Below are 17862 nucleotides of genomic sequence, written 5' to 3'. Positions count from 1 at the left end.
GTGGAAAATAAACAAATTGTCGTGCGAGGGGCACGTTCACATAACTTAAAAAATATTGATGTAACGATACCGCGGGATCAACTTGTTGTCTTGACAGGGCTTTCAGGTTCCGGTAAATCATCGCTTGCTTTTGATACGATTTATGCAGAAGGGCAACGACGATATGTAGAATCATTATCCAGCTATGCCCGTCAATTTTTAGGGCAAATGGACAAGCCAGATGTTGATTCCATTGAAGGTTTATCACCGGCAATTTCCATTGACCAAAAAACAACAAGCCGTAACCCTCGTTCAACTGTAGGGACGGTTACGGAAATCTATGACTATTTGCGATTATTGTTTGCTCGGATTGGGAAGCCTGTTTGTCCAACTCATGATATTGAAATTACATCGCAAACGATTGAACAAATGGTTGACCGTATTATGGAATATCCGGAGCGAACTAGAGTGCAGTTACTTGCTCCGGTGATTTCCGGGAAAAAAGGGACTCATGCCAAACTCATTGAGGATTTGAAAAAGCAAGGATTTGTCCGTGTTCGAATCGATGGAGAATTGCGCGATTTAGACGATCATATCGAGCTAGATAAAAATAAAAAGCATAATATTGAAGTTGTCGTTGACCGAATTGTTGTAAAAGAAGGCATTGAAGTACGATTAAGCGATTCTCTCGAAACAGCCTTAAAACTTGCAGATGGTCGTGTGATTGTCGATGTAATGGAACATGAGGAACTATTATTTAGCGAACATCATGCTTGTCCGATATGTGGCTTTTCCATTGGAGAATTAGAGCCTCGCATGTTTTCATTCAACAGTCCTTTTGGGGCATGTCCAGAGTGTGATGGGCTCGGCTCCAAATTAAAAGTAGATATCGATTTATTGATTCCCGATTGGAATAAAACATTAGAAGAAAATGCTATAGCTGCTTGGGAATCATCAAGTTCCCAATATTATCCACAATTGTTGAAAGCGGTATGTAAACATTTCAACATTCCAATGGATGTGCCGGTATCCCAACTGTCGGATGAACAAATGGATATTATTTTATACGGTTCAAAAGATGAAAAAATCCACTTCCATTATGAAAGTGAATATGGCAGCGTCCACAACAAAGAAATTGTCTTTGAAGGAGTCGTTCACAATATTGAACGTCGCTATCGAGATTCTTCATCGGATTGGGTGCGTGAAACGATGGAGAAATTCATGAATGAGCAGCGATGTTCATCATGTAAAGGGCAACGACTAAAAAAAGAAAGCCTTGCTGTAAGGATTGACGGAAAAAATATTGCGGAAGTGACAAATTTATCTGTAGCGGAACTCTATAATTATTTTCTTAACATCCAATTTTCAGAAAAAGATATGCAAATTGCCCGCTTAATTTTAAAAGAAATTAAAGAACGTCTAGAATTTTTACTAAATGTCGGCTTGGAATATTTAACATTAAGCCGCACAGCAGGAACATTATCCGGCGGTGAAGCGCAACGCATTCGTTTGGCGACACAAATCGGTTCTCGGTTAACGGGTGTCTTATATGTGCTGGATGAACCGTCCATTGGTTTGCATCAGCGGGATAATGACAAATTAATTAATACGTTAAGAACAATGCGCGATATTGGTAATACGTTGCTTGTTGTAGAACACGATGAAGATACAATGCTTGCTGCAGATTATTTAATTGATGTCGGCCCTGGTGCTGGTTCTCGCGGTGGAGAAATTGTGGCAGCGGGAACACCTGAAGAAGTGATGAAAAATGAAAAATCCATTACTGGACAATATTTAAGCGGTAAAAAATTCATCCCTCTTCCTCGTGAACGAAGAAAGCCAGATGGTCGAAAAATAACGATTAAAGGCGCCGCTGAAAACAACTTAAAAAATATTAAGGTAGACATTCCATTAGGCATGTTTGTAGCGGTAACAGGAGTCTCAGGCTCTGGAAAGTCTACATTAGTCAATGAAATTTTATATAAAAAACTTGCACAGGATTTAAACCGTGCAAGAACAAAACCAGGGAAACATAAAGAAATTACGGGACTCGAACATTTAGACAAAGTAATTGATATCGATCAGTCGCCAATCGGCCGTACACCTCGCTCCAATCCAGCAACATATACAGGCGTATTTGATGATATTCGTGATGTCTTTGCAGCGACTAATGAGGCGAAAGTGCGGGGCTATAAAAAAGGCCGTTTTAGCTTCAACATTAAAGGAGGCCGTTGTGAAGCTTGTTCCGGTGACGGAATTATTAAAATAGAAATGCACTTTTTACCAGATGTGTATGTTCCATGTGAAGTGTGCCATGGAAAACGATATAATCGCGAAACATTGGAAGTAAGATACAAAGGCAAAAACATTGCAGAAGTTTTAGATATGACTATTGAAGAAGCAACAGTATTTTTCGAAAATATTCCAAAAATCCATCGAAAGTTGCAAACACTTGTAGATGTTGGGCTAGGTTATATGAAATTAGGACAACCTGCGACAACGATGTCAGGAGGAGAAGCACAGAGGGTAAAGTTAGCTTCTGAATTGCATCGTCGTTCGACAGGTAAATCCTTCTACATTTTAGATGAGCCAACAACAGGGCTTCATGCAGATGATATTGCAAGGCTTTTAACAGTGTTGCAGCGCCTTGTTGATAATGGGGATACGGTTCTTGTGATTGAGCATAATTTAGATGTAATAAAAACGGTAGACTATATTATCGATTTAGGTCCAGAAGGCGGAGATAAAGGGGGCACAGTCGTAGCAACTGGTACACCTGAGGAGGTTGCAGCCCATGAAAATTCCTATACGGCTCAATATTTAAAGCCTATTTTAGAGAGAGATCGTAAAAGAATGGAACAATTATTGGCGCAAATTGCGGATCAGTAAGCAAATAAGCTAGATATGAATAAGCAGCTCAAACGATGATAACGTTTGAGTTGCTATTTTTTTCGTTTGGTAAATGTGAATGCAACGTTGGCAAACGTCTTATTAAGCAAGTGCATTTTTCTTTGAATTTAATAATCAAAACCAAAAACGACGCTTGCATAAAAATACTTACAAATCAAACTGACCTTGTAGTTTTTATAATAATTGACACTTTTATAGGTGCCAATCTTCTGCTAATGTAATGATAAATTTTATTACATCAGAGGGGTTGAAAAAATGCAGAAGACAAATACTCTTTCAAAACAACGTGGAAAAACGACCGATTTAGCCATTCAAGCAATGTTGGTTGCATTAGTTTTCATATCAACGATATTTTTGAATATTAAGTTGCCCATTGCATCAAATGGAGGTCTAGTACATTTAGGAACTGCAATGCTATTTATTGCTTCTATCTTATTTGGTCCAAAAAAAGGTGCAATTGCGGGTGCTGTCGGCATGGGGCTATTTGATCTCGTTGGCGGATGGCTTGTTTGGGCTCCAATCACAATTATATCTAGAGCTTTACAAGGGTATATTGTTGGAAAAATTGCTTGGTCAAATGGAAGCCGTGGAGATAGCCTTGCTAAAAATATCATTGCAACGATTGTATCCATTCCTGTGATGGTGGGGGGATATTACATCGGTGAAGCGATTATGTTTTCAAGTTTCATTATGCCGCTAGCTTCTATTCCAGGCGATCTTGTACAAAATGGAATCGGCATAATCATTGCAATTCCAGTTTGCATGGTACTGAAAAAAATTCCTTATTTTGCTTCAATTACTAGATGATGAATGGCCGATATTGTTATGACATTGGCCAAAATAGAATCTAAAGTGGCTAATAACTTTCAAGAAATGGCCAATATAGCAAAAGCAAAAGTAGCATTTTTTCTGGTAGGCCAATATCTTTGGGAAAGTGGCCAATTTTTTAACCAAAGTAGCTAATAACTTATGAGATTTAGCAATATCTCAAAGGCAGAAGCTACAAATAGTTTTCCTGAAGGGGCAATTTCATGATTCGAATTCAATAATATTTCTATTGAAGTAAGCGGAAAACCCGCAGACAAAACTTCACTAGAAAATTTCAAATTTCATAGAATAATGCCTCTCAAAATTGTTCATCATATCGTCATGCATTCCAAACAAAACTTGATGAAAAAAGAAACTTTTTTGGGAATTCTAACGTATAAATGGTATAGAACATAGAGGGAGGCAGTAATTATGGATAATGAACGTAAGCGGATTATTAAATTAGTTGAAGAAGGTGCCATCTCTGCGGAAGAAGCCATCACTTTACTTGAAGCGTTAAATAAAAAACAAGATTCAGCAACACAGACTCAATCTCAATCCAGCGCAGTTTCATTACCACTTTCCAATGAAGAACAAAGTCACCAATCTCAACAGCAATCTACTACTGATCATTCCCAAAAAACAACTGGATTTGAAGATATTTTTGGGAAAAACTTTAACAACAAAGAATTTAATAAAAAGATGGATGAGTTCATGAACGAAATCAAAGAAGATTTGACCGAGTTTTCAAGTCGTTTAATGGGCGTATTTGGGACAACGTTAAAAAAACTGAAAGATTTTGACTTAGATTTCCCATTGAACAATACAAAAATTGATTTTGAAAAGCAATATTCCTTTAATGGCAATGAAGTGAGAGGAATTCAAATTGAAATTCCAAATGGGAAAGTGGAAGCTTTAAGATCTGAATCAAATGAATTGAAAGTCGTTGCGAAAGTCAAAACATTTATGGTTGAAAATGATGAAGAGAAAACAATTGCTGCATTTGAACGGGAGTTTGTAAAATTTGAAGATGGGAAACTAGAGTTAAAATGCTCATCTAAATTAACGCAAGTAAATATACGGATCATGATTCCTGAGAAAGAATACGATATTGTGTTAATGAAACTACTGAATGGCGGCGTTTCCATCAATGAGTTAAATGCTAAACTTGTGAAAATACGAACTTATAATGGCTCAATAAAATATATGGATGGACAATTTGAAAATGCCGATGTGCAATCCGGAAATGGTGCCATTGAAATTGTTCGCGTAAAAGGTGAAGATTTAGAAGTTCAAACAGTGAATGGCCGCATTTATGTAGATGGAGAGCTTCGAGAAGTAGAAGCGGAATCAGTGAACGGAGCAGTTATTGTGACAACAAATGATAAAAATGCTCGAAAAGTGAAGGCACAAACCGTTGCAGGGGCAGTGGAGCTATATGTTCCAAAAACGGTTTCCATTAACGGATCTGCAGCAACAAATGTAGGGAAAGTAGATCTTGGTCTATCTGATGTGATGACACGTATAGTAGAAGATCAATTCCTTACGAAGACAGTGCATTTTGATAAGATTATCGAAAATGCTCCTGTATTAAAAATGACTGGTGAATCCCGCACAGGAAGCATCATCATTCGATATACAACGATAGGCGGGGAATCCTGATATTTTCAGGGTTCCTGGCCTTTTTTATCATAAGCCCTAACAGAATGTTTATGGATTTAATAAAAGTAAGTTCAAATAGGAAACAAAAGAAATCCTTCGATTTTGAAGTGAAAAAAATAGACTGGTACCCATGAGAAATTGATAAGTAATGGGGGACAATATGCTGAAATATATAGGTTACGAGCTCAAAAATATAAATGATAGGAGAGTAGAAATAAATTGAGTATAACAGAGCTGAAAGTTTTTAGAGAGAGTGATATTGTAACGATTAAAGGATGGTTTGAAGATGCAGAAGTTCAACGTCGTTTGGAAGGCATGCAACCGCTATCCGAGTGGTATAATTATGTCGCAAGTAAAGAAGATTACCAAGTGTGGACGGCACTAGATGAAAATAAACAACCTATTGGAATCGTCATGGTAGAGCAAGAATCAAATTATGTTGGTTATATAGCGCTTGTAATTAACCCGATTTTGCGTGGCAAAGGATATGGTAAAGCCTTAGTAAAAAAAGTAATGTCTTTACCATCAACTCAATCTATTAAAAAATGGATTGCAAACATTGAGACAGATAACATTGCTTGCTTAAAATGTTTTGAATCGGTCGGATATTCATTTGAAAATTCGATACCGGATGAAGATGGTTATTATTCGCTTATTTATATCTCTAATTAAGTGGGGATAACGCATTTTAAAATTATAAATTCATACTGAAGGTGTTCAACTCACCTATTACCATATACATGCTCATCAGTATTTTAACCCAAAAGTCAGCCCAAACTTGTCCTGAAATCAAATATTCATTTTCATTATTAATATAAAAACCTAAGTAAACATGGTTCAAACCTTGATATACAATATTTCTCGTGATTTTAATAACTACAATAGCTAAGAATCCTAAAGTTTCAAGGGTTCTTAGCCCTTTTTTATTTAGTCTACCTATAGCTTATATGGGAGGAAAACACAAAATGGAATGTAAAAAAAAGAATTGCTCATTTATAAAATTTTAAGAGTAAGCAAATATTTTTTTTAAAAGTAGTGAAACAATTTCTTCTAAAAAAATTTCTCGAAAAAGATCGAACATATGAAATCTATTCGATAAATTATTAATATTTTTTTGAAAATAGAAGGATTTTTTTTATTGATTATTGAATTAAATTTTTTGGTGCTTGCTTTTTTTTGCTAGTTTATTAGGAAATTGGTGAGTTTTGTTGAGGAATGAAACGAAAATGTAAAATTATGCGTTCTATAAAGTGATATAATATTAATTGGTGAATTTACTATAGATAGAACTTAGGTGAAAATTAATGATACATATGAAAGAAGTTTACAAAAAATACCCGAATGGTGTAGTAGCTGTAAACGGTATTTCTGTAGATATAAAGCAAGGTGAATTTGTTTATGTTGTCGGTCCCTCAGGGGCTGGGAAATCGACATTCATTAAACTTATGTATCGTGAAGAAGTACCTACTTCTGGAGAAGTCATCATAAATGGCGTCAATACATCAAAATTAAAACGAAAGGAAGTTCCTCACTTTAGAAGGCAGCTTGGTATTGTGTTCCAAGACTTTAAATTGCTTCCAAAATTAACTGTTTACGAAAACGTTGCCTTTGCAATGGAAGTAATTGAAGAACATCCAAAAGTGATTCGTAAACGGGTTATGGAAGTGTTGGAACTGGTAGGGCTAAAACATAAAGTTCGCATGTTTCCAAGCGAATTATCCGGGGGAGAACAGCAACGAGTTTCGATTGCTCGATCCATTGTGAATATGCCAAAAGTTGTGATTGCGGACGAGCCTACAGGAAACCTTGACCCGGAAAACTCTTGGGAGATTATGAGGATCTTCGAAGAAATTAATACGATGGGAACGACCGTTGTCATGGCAACTCACAACCGAGAAATTGTCAATCAAATTCGCAAGCGAGTGATTGCAATTGAAGGTGGTATGATTGTAAGAGACGTTTTCGGAGGTGAATATGGTTATGAAATATAGAACCCTCCAACGTCATTTTCGAGAAAGTTTGAAAAGTTTGAGCCGTAACGGTTGGATGTCGATCGCTTCCATCAGTGCAGTTACTGTAACCCTTTTGTTAGTTGGTATTTTTGCATTGGTGATGATGAACTTAAATAATTTTGCAGACAATATTGAGAATGATGTAGAAATTCGCGTTTTGATTGATATTATTAACGATCCTGAAGAAATGAAGATTGCAGAAGATAAGTTGATTCGCCAAGTGCAAAGTTTACCGGATGTTGCAGAAGTAAAATACTCTTCAAAAGAAGATGAATTACAGATTTTAATAGAAAACTATGGTGAAGATTTTAGCTTATATGAACAAAGCAATCCATTAAGAAACGTATTATATGTAAAGGCAAAAGAGCCGGAACAAACAGCGAGTCTTGCGAAGAAAATCGAAAAGTTTGACCATACATATGATGTCATTTACGGAGAAGAAAAAGTTGAAAATTTATTTAATTTCCTAAATACTGGTCGCAATATTGGCCTCGTATTAATTTTAGGTCTTTTATTTACGGCGATTTTCTTAATCTACAATACAATTCGCATTACGATCATTGCTCGTCGTGATGAGATAGAAATTATGAAACTTGTAGGTGCAACAAGCTCTTTTGTACGAACTCCATTTTTATTTGAAGGATTGTGGCTTGGTTTATTTGGATCAATAATTCCAATGATTGTCGTATCTGTCGTTTACTATAACCTTTACCACAAATTGAGCCCAAAAATTCATGGCAAAATGTTACAACTATTAGAAGTAACTCCTCTAATCTATCAAGTGAATTTAATAATTTTAGCGCTTGGTATCTTTATAGGAGTTTGGGGTAGCTTCATGTCTGTACGAAAATTCCTGAAAGTCTATTAAGCTGAAGGAGGAACCATTTGATGGGGAACTATGTAAAACACCACTTCAAATTATTTGCTGCTCTAGTAGCTGTACTATTATTCATACAGATACCAGTTACATATGCAGCGAATTTGTCGGATTTAAAAAATAAACAAAGTCAAGTAGAGCAACAGAAAAAGCAATTGAATGCACAAATTCATCAAAAATCCAATGAAATTAAATCAAATCAATCCAAACAAGAACAATTGTTAGCTCAAATTGATCAGCTTGTGAATCAAATTTCGAAAACAAATGAAGAAATTAAACAAGTAGAAAAAGAGATTGGACAAGCAAATGAAAAAATTGAAGCTTTAGAAGAAGAAATTGAAGAGCTTCAGAAAAAGATTGATGAGCGAAATGCATTGTTGGAAGAACGGGCACGTGCTCTTCAAGCAAATGGTTCTGTCACTTTCTTAGATGTTTTGTTAGGTTCAAACAGCTTCGTTGATTTTATTGATCGTTTTTCAGCGGTCAATACATTAATTGAAGCGGATCGACAAATTATTCGTGATCAAAAAAATGACCAACAGAAACTAGAAGAACAAAAATTAGTTCTTGAAAATACGAAACGTAAACTTGAAGAACAACAATCAAAACTAGAAAATTTAAAAGCATCTTTAACTTCTCAAAAACAAGAAAAAAATAGATTGATTGATGAACTCGAACAAGAACAACAAAAACTATTAAACGAGAAAAAATTATTAGAAAAACAATATTCCGAGTATCTCGAAATCAGTAAAGAACTGCAAGAACAAATAGCAGAAATCCAAAGACAACAATTAAGTAAAGCTCAATCTGCAGGTAATTTACCAGTTTCAGATAGCGGATTTATGAAACCGACTAACGGTGTTTTAACAAGTGGTTATGGTTGGCGAAATCTTGGTTATGGTCCTGAGTTCCACTATGGAATTGACTTAGCAAATAGTGCAGGAACGCCAATTGTAGCATCTGCTGACGGAGTTGTGACATATGCTTCATCACTGAGTACTTACGGAAATGTTGTGATGATTACTCACAATATTAACGGTGAAATCTATACAACACTATATGCTCATCTAAGATCCTTTAATGTAAGTGTTGGGGATGTCGTGAAACAAGGGCAACAAATTGCTGAAATGGGCTCCACTGGTCGTTCCACAGGTCCTCACTTGCATTTTGAAGTTCATATCGGTACTTGGAGAGGACAAACTGCCGGCGTCCAAAACCCACTTCGCTATATTTCACTATAATGAAAGTATAAAGAGGTTGGGACATAAGTATTTTTCAACCTCAAAAATAAGGGGTGAGTTGTTTGAAACAGCTCACCCTTTTACAATTTCATCCAATTCATGAGGGTTTTACACCCCTCGTAGTGCATATTTTCTTAAATTTGTGGCCATTAGGGCAATTCCCATTTCAATTTTTACTTTGAATTTTCCTCGAACGGAAAATCGTGTGAATCCCAAAATAGCCTTCAGAAATCCAAAAACTGGTTCTACATCAATTTTACGTTGATGATAGATTTCGGCAGTTTCAGGCTCTGAAAGCTTTTGTTGTACATATGCTTTTTGTTGTTCCCATTTCAAATTTATACGCAATCTTCGATTCGTACTTTCTTTTGCTTTCGTACATAAATGACGGATTGGACAACCTGTACAATCTTCACACTCGTACACTTTAAATTGACGAACAAATCCAGAAGAATCCTTACGTGTCGAAACAAATTTAAATGAAAGAGTTTTTTGATTCGGACATATATAGGTATCATTTACTTCATCATATATCCAATTGCTTGGTTTAAATGGGTCATCCTTGTATTTTTTCTTCTGCTCTTTTTCATACATCCCATATTTAATCAAAGGTGTTCGTTCTCGTTTTATCATAATGTCATCATAATTCGGTTCACTACCATATCCAGCATCCGCAACTATATATTCTGGTAAATCAAAATACCGTTCTTCAATCGTATCCAAGAAAGGTGTCAATGTTTTCGTATCTGTTGGATTTGGAAATACATCATAAGCAAGTGTAAATTGATTTTCTGTTGCGATTTGGATATTGTAGCCTGCTTTTAATTGTCCATTTTTCATATAGTCATCTTTCATTCGCATAAATGTCGCATCGTGATCCGTTTTAGAATAGCTGTTACGGTTTTGTAGAATCTCCAAATCATTTTGATACTTTTCTTTGCGTGCAATCCAATCATTCACTTGCTTTAATATCTGTTTTGGTGTTTTCCTTTCACTACGTAGTCGTTTTCGTTCCACCGGATCTTCAGAAGCTTCAATTTTTGTAGAATAGTCATCGACTACTTTTTCAAGAGATGATGCTACTTCTTTTAGTTCTTCTACTGAAAGCTCTTCTTCATTTTCACGTTCAATTGCTGGTAAGACTTGTTCTTCAAGTAAACGGTCATAGACTTCATTTGATTTTTTAATTAAATTGGCATGATGCTTTTCGATCGACTTTTTCCATACAAATGTAAATTTATTTGCGTTCGCTTCAATCTTAGTACCATCAATAAAAACGGCTTTTTCATCTATTAATTTTTCTTCAATAAGTTGACAACGGAATTGTACAAAACATTGACGGATTAATTCTTGCATTTGGGGATGTACACGAAAACGATTAATGGTACGATAGCTTGGTTCATATCCTTGAGCTAGCCACATCATCCGAATGCTATCTTTTGTTAAATCTTCAATACGACGACCTGAAAAGACAGATTGCGTATAACCACACAAGATAATTTTTAACATCATTCGGGGATGATAGGATGGACAACCAGTTTCTTTATAAAACGGAGCGAAAGCTTCGTCTGGAATGCTTTCGACTAAATGATGAATATGGTAGGCAATATCATTTTCTTGTAATATAACTTCTAAATCTATAGGTAAAACTAATTGATTCATGTTATAATATTTAAACATAAAGAGGCTCCTTTCTAAGATTTTGTTGTGGTGACTTAATTTTATCAAAAGAGCCTCTTTTTTTGTTTATATAAATTTAAGAAAGTTAAGTTGTTCGACGTGGAGGCCGCGACTCCTGCGGGAACAGCACGAGCCTCAAGACCCCGCAGGTGCGAGGTACGAGTACCGAGGAGGCTTGAGCCGTGCCCGCGGAAAGCGTCGGCCGGAACGGAGAACAACGTTTTCCATAAAAAATCGTCACTTCATGAAAAATCATAAGTGACGATTTTTTATTAGCTAGGGTTTTGTCCCAAGCTCCATTTATTTTTATAGCTATTCAGTTATGGTTTTCATCATCTTGACATAGATTCTCCAGATGTACTCTGCTAAATTTATGTTATTCTATAAGTGGATGGGGTTCATTTGAAGTATTTTGGAGGGATTGAATGAACAACAAGAAGAAAGTGATAAGTGCATTGCTCATAATAGCATTAGTAGTTATTGCAGTTACTACGTTTATCAATAAAAAATTGGATATAAATAAAAATACCCTTGATGATAATATTCCAGGGTATGAAGTGAAATCCGACAGCCCCCAAAGTGTTGGGTTAGGAAAGCCTGCACCGGATTTTACTTTAAAAACTTTAGATGGGAATACAATGACTCTTTCTGATTTAAAAGGAAAAAAAGTGATATTAAATTTTTGGGCATCTTGGTGTCCACCTTGTAAAGACGAAATGCCTTATTTCCAAGAATATTATAAGAAATATGCAAAGAAAGATAATGTGGAAATTGTTGCAGTGAATCTTACTTTTAACGATAATTTAACCAATGTTGAAAACTTCGTGAAAAGCTATGATTTAACATTTCCAATTCTCCTAATGGAAGAAGAAGGATTAAATTTAACATATAAAATATACACAATTCCTTCCACATTCATGATTAATACAAAAGGCGAAATTGAAAAACAGATTTTAGGACCGTTAGACCTAGACACGTTAAGAGATTATATTACAAATTTAGAGTAAAAAAATCGCTCTTTTGCATGTGTTATTACTACTCGTTCTTACATAGATTGAACGAGAGGAGGAAAGTGAGTGCGAAAGAGTCGATTTTTTTTCATTTTGGCAATTGTTTGTTTGTTAGCTGCCATCATTGTGTATTGGAAAAGTGATATGAAATCCGAAACAGCAGTAAAAGGAAGCAATATCCCTGTAATTGACCAAGCTTTTTCACTCATAAAAGAAAAATCAGTTTTTGACACAAAAGATGAGGATTTGATTGAAGGCGCGTTAAGAGGAATGACGGAAGCAATTAAGGATCCGTACAGCACGTACTATACCGAAAAAGAAGCAGCCATTCATCGTCAGTCTTTAGCAGGACAACGGGTTGGTATAGGTATTGAAATTACAGAAAAAGATGGAAGATTTATCGTTGTATCTCCTGTTAAATCATCTCCTGCTGAAAAAGCTGGCATCCGTCCTTATGATGAAATTGTAGAAGTGGATGGTGTGCGTTTAGAGGGCAAAACCCTTGGAGAGTTGTTGCAATTAATTCAAGGGAAAGCTGGAGAAAAAGTAACCCTTGTTTTATATCGTCCAAGCACAGACAGGCACATTAAAGTAACTGTTGAGCGGGCAGAAATTGATAATCAAACGGTTTCATGGAAAGTGATTCCGGTTGATGATACAAAAATTGGATACATTTCCATATCAATGTTTGGAGAAGAGACCGTAGAAGAATGGATCGAAGCAACTGCGAGATTAATATCGGATGATGTAAAAGGGTTGATAGTTGATTTGCGCGATAATCCTGGAGGTTATTTACATAGCGTCGCTGGCGTCGTAAGTAGCATCGGGAAAGATGGAGAAGTTTTTGCTTATATGCAAAATGCAGAAGGAAAGCTTGAAGCAATTAAAACAACAAAACTTGACGCTGATGAGGACTATTTGAAGAAAATGAAAGTGATTCCTTTAGTTGTTCTCCAAAATGAAGGAAGTGCATCGGCAAGTGAAGTGATGGTAGGAGCGCTGAAAAGTTGGAATCGTGCAATTATCGTAGGTTTAAAAAGTTTTGGAAAAGGAACGGTTCAAGAAACTTATGATTTGGAAAATGGTGGAGAATTAAAATTATCAACGAACAAATGGCTTACTCCTAATCGAGATTGGATTCATGGAAAAGGAATCGAGTCAGATATCGAAGTGGAACAACATCCGCTGTTTGCAATGGAAATTACACCGCTGCGAGGCGAATTTGCTGAAGGAGACTATAGTGAAGAGATAGCCTACGTACAAAAGGTATTAAATGGATTAGGTTATAACATGGTGAGGACTGACGGATTTTATGATGAACAAACAGCAGAAGCAGTGGCCTCCTATCGACAAAAACATGATTTGAAGAGCGGAAGGCATATGGATGACGAGTTTTTTGCAAGCATTCGAGATCAAGTCGCTTTATATAAAGAAGATATGGAACATGATGTACAGTTGAAAATGGGCTTAAGTGTAATGCTTCATAAAATCAAAGGGGATATTTAACGTTTTGAAGGTGAGGCTGTCTAGAATACATTTCTAGGCAGCTTTTTGTATCAAAGATTTCCATAAATATTACCATATTTATCTTAAAAATGATAAACTATTTGTGAATTTTTTAAATTATCAGAAATGATGTGTGGTACATGATTTTATTTTATGTTGGAAGACGGGTATATTGATGCTACGCAAATTTTCATTCCTTTGATAAAATGAACAATAGTAGTAGTAGGAAACGGCGGTGGGATGAGTGATAGAGATATTAATAGAATTGTTCAGTGCAATCGGCAGAATGTTTTTAAATCCTCTATTGTATATTGCAATTTTTATGTCGATTTTTTTAGGATATGTACGAGTTAAAAGAGAGAGAAAACATTTCAATATCCGAATTTTATGGGGTTGGTCGGAATTTGCAGGCCTCATAAAAGAAGGGGTATGGTTAGCGCTCATTATTTCCGTCATTACCCTCCTTTTCGGATTGACTCAATCAGTTGAACTATTATTCTTTGTTACAGCTTTCAGTATCTTAGGACTTGTTCTTTATCAGTTTCATTTACTTTCACCAATCATTCTGTTTGCCTTGAGTATGGCTGCCATAATCTTGATGAATATTCAAAATTGGTCCTTTCAATTATTAGGGTTGACAATTCAAGGGGTAAACGTACTTGAAGGAACTGCGGTAACATGCGCATTGGTTGCAGGGTTATTGTTAATGGCGGAAAGTCGCTTAATGAAGAAATATGGATTGTATTATGCATCCCCGATTATCGAAAAGTCAAAAAGGGGATTACATGGCGTTGCTTTCTTCACGAAAAAAATTTGGTTGTTGCCGATTTTTTTCGTAATTCCTGGACAAGCAATTGATGCTTATTTTCCGTGGTGGCCACAATTTTCACTAAACCATCAACAATTTACATTGATTTTGTTCCCTGCTATCATCGGATTCCAGCAAAAGACGAGACGTTCATTGCCGTTAAATGTATATCCTAAATTATCAAGGGCGATTTTCATTTTAGGGGAATTGGTGCTAATCGGAGGACTTGTAGGATATTTTTATCCTATTGTTGCAGTTGTGACTGTATTAGTCGGCGCATTCCTTCGTTTAATAATCTCCTATATTTATAAAGTTCGAGAGCGTCGTGATGTCTATGCCGTTTCTGCGCGTCCAAATGGTGTGATGATTGCTGCTGTTTTACCGAACTCACCGGCAGAAAAAATGGGGCTTCAAGCAGGAGAGGTTATTCGCAAAGTAAACGGTATGGAAGTGCACAATGAATTGGAATTGTATAAAGCCCTTCAAATCAATGCGGCTCATTGTAAATTGGAAGTGTTAAATCATCAAAATGAATTGCGCTTAACACAGCATGTTGTCCATAGTAAAGATCATTATCGCATTGGATTGTTAGTAGTAGAGTAACATACGAAATGGCTTAATTCTTCTTTATAGAGAATTAGGCCATTTTCGTTATGTTTGTGGACTCGTTCACCAATGGAGGAAAATTTAATAATACAAGAAAGTGATTTTCACAATAAAAAACATCGGCTCTGTGCGAAATTATCGCAACGCCGATGTAATTAAAAGAAATTTCTCAATACAGCTACCGTCAACACACCTACGACAACTGTTATGGATAAACTTTTCGTCCAAATTGCTACAAGTAATGTTGGGATGAATGCAATAGTACTTTCTATATCAAATGTGACAAATTTTCCTTCTTCACGAAGTAAGGCTTGAAATACAAGTGCACTTAAAATGCATACGGGTATAAATTGGAGCCAACGCAATACGATATTCGGTAATTGGATGTTCCGTACTAATATAAATGGAGTAACGCGTGGTACCCACGTAACAAAAGCACATCCTAAAATAAGTAAAAACATGGATAGCGTAGTCGTCATTTTTCAGTCAACACCCCAATCGTTGCTACAATAATCGTCGATAAAAGTACAGCTAAATGACTAGGCATGAAATAAGAAAGAATATACAAGCTTCCAAAAACACAACCGATTAATTTTAAATAATGTATGAGTTTTCTTTTATTAACATTTGCTAAGTTTAAAACTAGCAACGCAATAAACATCGCTACTAACGCATAATCAAGACCAAAAGCTTCAGCATTTGGAATCCAATTTCCTACAAGACCTCCAACAACACATGCTGCAATCCATGTAAAATAGGCGGTTAAATTTAAACCATCCATCCAACGACCACCAAGATATTGTTCTCGTCCTATTTTTGTAATCGCAACACCAAACGTTTCATCTGTTAAAAGCGAACCAAAGCCGACATTGCGTAAAGCAGAATAACGAGTTAAATGCGGTGCTACAGTAAGCGACATTAAAAAGAATCGTAAATTAACAATAAACGTTGTAATAACCATGATGTACATTGGGGCTCCCGCTAAATATAAACCTGCAAAAATGAACTGTGCACTGCCAGCATAAACTAGTGCAGAAAGTAGAAAGATTTCTAAAATCGATAATTTTGATGTGACGCCTACTACCCCAAAAGCAAGCCCTATACTTATGTAACCTAATAACGTAGGAACGCAATCCTTCGCACCTTGTAAAAAGGAGTCATCAGAAAAACTTTGATTCACTTCCTTGACTTCCGTTGCCACACTATCCATTCCTTTCTACTAAATTTTCAAATATAATAAATGAAAAATACTGTTTTAAAAGATTGACGGAATTTTAGCAGTATGCAGCATAAATGACTAAATCATCGTTACAGTACAAAGAGAAATTTTGTATTATGATAAATACAGAGATAATTTAATTTAAATAATCGCTAATTAATGGTAATAAACAGAAAATAAAAAATCAGAACATTCACATTTTGTTTAGTATAGTATACATTTGTCTTTTAAAATAGACAATAGGGTGGAATGAAAAAATGGATCAAATGAGTCGTAATATTGGTATACAATTAAAAAAAATTCGGAAAGAGCGGAGTTTAAGTTTGGATGATGTGGCAAAAGCTACTGATGTAAGTAAGGCACAGCTTGCCCAAATTGAAAAGGGTGAAGCAAATCCAACTGTTTCAACCCTTTGGAAAATAGCCGCAGGGTTAAAAATTTCATTTTCATCACTTTTACAGCCACCGAAAACATTTTTCCAAAAATATAGTGTGGATCCTTCTACATATGTGTCTGAAGAAAATGGCAAATACCGTGTATATTCCATTATCCCTTATAATCCGGAACGGGGTTGGGAATTTTATAAAATTGAAATGGATCCCGGGGTGATACATAAAAGTGAGCCCCACACGGAAGGAGTAGAGGAAACAGTTACGGTCATAGAAGGACAGGCAGTTGTCCAATGCGGCAATATGAAGGAATGTTTAGAAGAAGGCGAAACGCTCGTATTTTCTGCTAATCAGCCGCACCAATACGAAAATCCAACAGATAAGGTGACGATTTTACATTTAATTATTCAGTATCGATAGAGGTGGAACAGGTGAGTGAATGGTTTACCGTAGAAAATATTGAAGCATTGGAAGCACAATATAGAACACTAGGACCGCTAATTGGAATCCTTTTTCCTTTCTTAGAATCCTTTTTGCCGTTCCTACCTCTAGTTGTTTTCGTAGTAGCCAATGCAAGTTCTCACGGGCTTTGGTTTGGTTTTTTACTTTCCTGGGTTGGAACAGTATTGGGGTCTTATTCGGTCTTTTTGCTTGTTCGTAGATTTGGAAATAATCGTAAAGTCCAACAATTCATTAAGTATGAAAAGATGCAAAAACTCATTCATTGGGTAGATATGAAAGGAATTGCCCCACTATTTTTATTATTGTGTTTCCCATTTACACCATCCGTATTAGTCAATATCGTGGCAGGGCTTTCCAATATTAAGAAAAAATATTACTTCGTAGTGTTGTTGGCAGGAAAATGTGTAATGATTTTAACAATTAGTTTACTTGGTTATGATATCGGTGCATTATTACGAAGTCCCACAAAATTAGTACTTGTCGTTGTCGCAATTTTCTTATTATGGATTATCGGAAAGCAAATTGAACGATATTTAAATAAACGTGTTGAAAGAGAATTAAAAGAAGTATCGAGACTTAGAAAGAATAAGAAATTAAAAATAACTTATAAAGATTAAGCTTGGTAATTGATTGAAAAGCCCCGAAAAATTAGCAATTTCGGGGCGTTTTTCATTGGTGCATTTTATCGAATCTA

Annotated in this window: 16 protein-coding genes; 13 read left to right on the top strand and 3 right to left on the bottom strand. The window is 35.8% G+C overall.

Annotated features, from left to right (window positions below):
• The 8 genes from uvrA (at position 1) to NSQ18_RS03795 (ending at position 9488) form a co-directional block, all read left to right on the top strand.
• Entirely contained in the window at positions 1-2868 is a 2868-nt protein-coding gene (uvrA, locus tag NSQ18_RS03830) for an excinuclease ABC subunit UvrA (protein ID WP_339289027.1), read from the top strand.
• A 276-nt stretch (positions 2869-3144) separates the two neighbouring features.
• Entirely contained in the window at positions 3145-3696 is a 552-nt protein-coding gene (locus NSQ18_RS03825; protein WP_339289026.1) for an ECF transporter S component, read from the top strand.
• A gap of 3 nt (positions 3697-3699) precedes the next feature.
• A complete protein-coding gene (locus tag NSQ18_RS03820; RefSeq protein WP_339289024.1) occupies positions 3700-3852 on the top strand; it encodes a hypothetical protein in 153 nt (50 codons plus the stop codon).
• Between the two features lie 276 nt (positions 3853-4128).
• Positions 4129-5358 (top strand): DUF4097 family beta strand repeat-containing protein, encoded by a 1230-nt coding sequence (locus NSQ18_RS03815; protein ID WP_339289022.1) that lies wholly within the window; start codon positions 4129-4131, stop codon positions 5356-5358.
• Positions 5359-5577: 219 nt separating this feature from the next.
• Entirely contained in the window at positions 5578-6030 is a 453-nt protein-coding gene (locus NSQ18_RS03810) for a GNAT family N-acetyltransferase (protein WP_339289020.1), read from the top strand.
• 632 nt (positions 6031-6662) lie between these two features.
• The gene (ftsE, locus tag NSQ18_RS03805; RefSeq protein WP_016839253.1) at positions 6663-7349 is read left to right on the top strand and encodes a cell division ATP-binding protein FtsE; all 687 of its coding nucleotides are present in this window, start codon (positions 6663-6665) and stop codon (positions 7347-7349) included.
• On the top strand, positions 7339-8238 hold the full coding sequence (gene ftsX / locus NSQ18_RS03800) for a permease-like cell division protein FtsX (RefSeq protein WP_026019136.1): 900 nt from the start codon (positions 7339-7341) through the stop codon (positions 8236-8238). The genes ftsE and ftsX overlap by 11 nt, the downstream gene beginning before the upstream one ends.
• 20 nt (positions 8239-8258) lie before the next feature.
• Positions 8259-9488: a peptidoglycan DD-metalloendopeptidase family protein gene (locus NSQ18_RS03795; RefSeq protein ID WP_016839255.1), complete on the top strand. Its 1230-nt coding sequence runs from the start codon at positions 8259-8261 to the stop codon at positions 9486-9488.
• 108 nt (positions 9489-9596) lie between these two features.
• Here NSQ18_RS03795 and NSQ18_RS03790 read toward each other — a convergent pair whose 3' ends face one another.
• The gene (locus NSQ18_RS03790) at positions 9597-11168 is read right to left on the bottom strand and encodes an IS1182 family transposase (protein ID WP_016839668.1); all 1572 of its coding nucleotides are present in this window, start codon (positions 11166-11168) and stop codon (positions 9597-9599) included.
• Positions 11169-11593: 425 nt separating this feature from the next.
• On the opposite strand from NSQ18_RS03790, the gene NSQ18_RS03785 reads away from it, so the two are divergent.
• The 3 genes from NSQ18_RS03785 to NSQ18_RS03775 all read left to right on the top strand — a co-directional run bounded on the left by NSQ18_RS03785 (position 11594) and on the right by NSQ18_RS03775 (position 15095).
• A complete protein-coding gene (locus NSQ18_RS03785) occupies positions 11594-12175 on the top strand; it encodes a redoxin domain-containing protein (protein WP_016839256.1) in 582 nt (193 codons plus the stop codon).
• Positions 12176-12244: 69 nt separating this feature from the next.
• Positions 12245-13684 (top strand): S41 family peptidase, encoded by a 1440-nt coding sequence (locus NSQ18_RS03780; RefSeq protein WP_339289016.1) that lies wholly within the window; start codon positions 12245-12247, stop codon positions 13682-13684.
• 244 nt (positions 13685-13928) lie between these two features.
• Positions 13929-15095, top strand: a complete 1167-nt coding sequence (locus tag NSQ18_RS03775) for a PDZ domain-containing protein (protein ID WP_339289015.1) — start codon at positions 13929-13931, stop codon at positions 15093-15095.
• A 158-nt stretch (positions 15096-15253) separates the two neighbouring features.
• Here the strand turns inward: NSQ18_RS03775 and NSQ18_RS03770 are convergent, their stop codons facing one another.
• Together NSQ18_RS03770 and NSQ18_RS03765 are read right to left on the bottom strand one after the other, a co-directional pair.
• Positions 15254-15577: an AzlD domain-containing protein gene (locus tag NSQ18_RS03770; protein ID WP_016839259.1), complete on the bottom strand. Its 324-nt coding sequence runs from the start codon at positions 15575-15577 to the stop codon at positions 15254-15256.
• A complete protein-coding gene (locus tag NSQ18_RS03765) occupies positions 15574-16308 on the bottom strand; it encodes an AzlC family ABC transporter permease (protein ID WP_339289013.1) in 735 nt (244 codons plus the stop codon). Before NSQ18_RS03765 ends, NSQ18_RS03770 begins: the two co-directional genes overlap by 4 nt.
• A gap of 266 nt (positions 16309-16574) precedes the next feature.
• Between NSQ18_RS03765 and NSQ18_RS03760 the strand changes: the two genes are divergently transcribed.
• Both NSQ18_RS03760 and NSQ18_RS03755 read left to right on the top strand, forming a co-directional pair.
• Positions 16575-17126 (top strand): XRE family transcriptional regulator, encoded by a 552-nt coding sequence (locus NSQ18_RS03760; RefSeq protein ID WP_016839261.1) that lies wholly within the window; start codon positions 16575-16577, stop codon positions 17124-17126.
• An 11-nt stretch (positions 17127-17137) separates the two neighbouring features.
• A complete protein-coding gene (locus NSQ18_RS03755) occupies positions 17138-17785 on the top strand; it encodes a TVP38/TMEM64 family protein (protein ID WP_168412746.1) in 648 nt (215 codons plus the stop codon).
• Positions 17786-17862 lie beyond the last annotated feature (77 nt).

This window comes from Ureibacillus sp. FSL K6-0786 (assembly GCF_037965165.1).
Classification (GTDB): domain Bacteria; phylum Bacillota; class Bacilli; order Bacillales_A; family Planococcaceae; genus Ureibacillus; species Ureibacillus thermosphaericus.
Note: the sequence above shows the minus strand (reverse complement) of the source record. Positions and strands in the feature narration are given on the sequence as shown.

Excerpts from the sequence above, each read along its gene's own strand:
- NSQ18_RS03760 (WP_016839261.1), top strand. The coding sequence starts at position 16,575 with ATGGATCAAATGAGTCGTAATATTGGTATACAATTAAAAAAAATTCGG.
- NSQ18_RS03765 (WP_339289013.1), bottom strand. The coding sequence starts at position 16,308 with ATGGATAGTGTGGCAACGGAAGTCAAGGAAGTGAATCAAAGTTTTTCT.
- NSQ18_RS03815 (WP_339289022.1), top strand. The coding sequence starts at position 4,129 with ATGGATAATGAACGTAAGCGGATTATTAAATTAGTTGAAGAAGGTGCC.
- ftsX (WP_026019136.1), top strand. The coding sequence starts at position 7,339 with ATGAAATATAGAACCCTCCAACGTCATTTTCGAGAAAGTTTGAAAAGT.
- NSQ18_RS03790 (WP_016839668.1), bottom strand. The coding sequence starts at position 11,168 with ATGTTTAAATATTATAACATGAATCAATTAGTTTTACCTATAGATTTA.
- NSQ18_RS03785 (WP_016839256.1), top strand. The coding sequence starts at position 11,594 with ATGAACAACAAGAAGAAAGTGATAAGTGCATTGCTCATAATAGCATTA.
- NSQ18_RS03795 (WP_016839255.1), top strand. The coding sequence starts at position 8,259 with ATGGGGAACTATGTAAAACACCACTTCAAATTATTTGCTGCTCTAGTA.
- NSQ18_RS03770 (WP_016839259.1), bottom strand. The coding sequence starts at position 15,577 with ATGACGACTACGCTATCCATGTTTTTACTTATTTTAGGATGTGCTTTT.
- ftsE (WP_016839253.1), top strand. The coding sequence starts at position 6,663 with ATGATACATATGAAAGAAGTTTACAAAAAATACCCGAATGGTGTAGTA.
- NSQ18_RS03825 (WP_339289026.1), top strand. The coding sequence starts at position 3,145 with ATGCAGAAGACAAATACTCTTTCAAAACAACGTGGAAAAACGACCGAT.
- NSQ18_RS03820 (WP_339289024.1), top strand. The coding sequence starts at position 3,700 with ATGGCCGATATTGTTATGACATTGGCCAAAATAGAATCTAAAGTGGCT.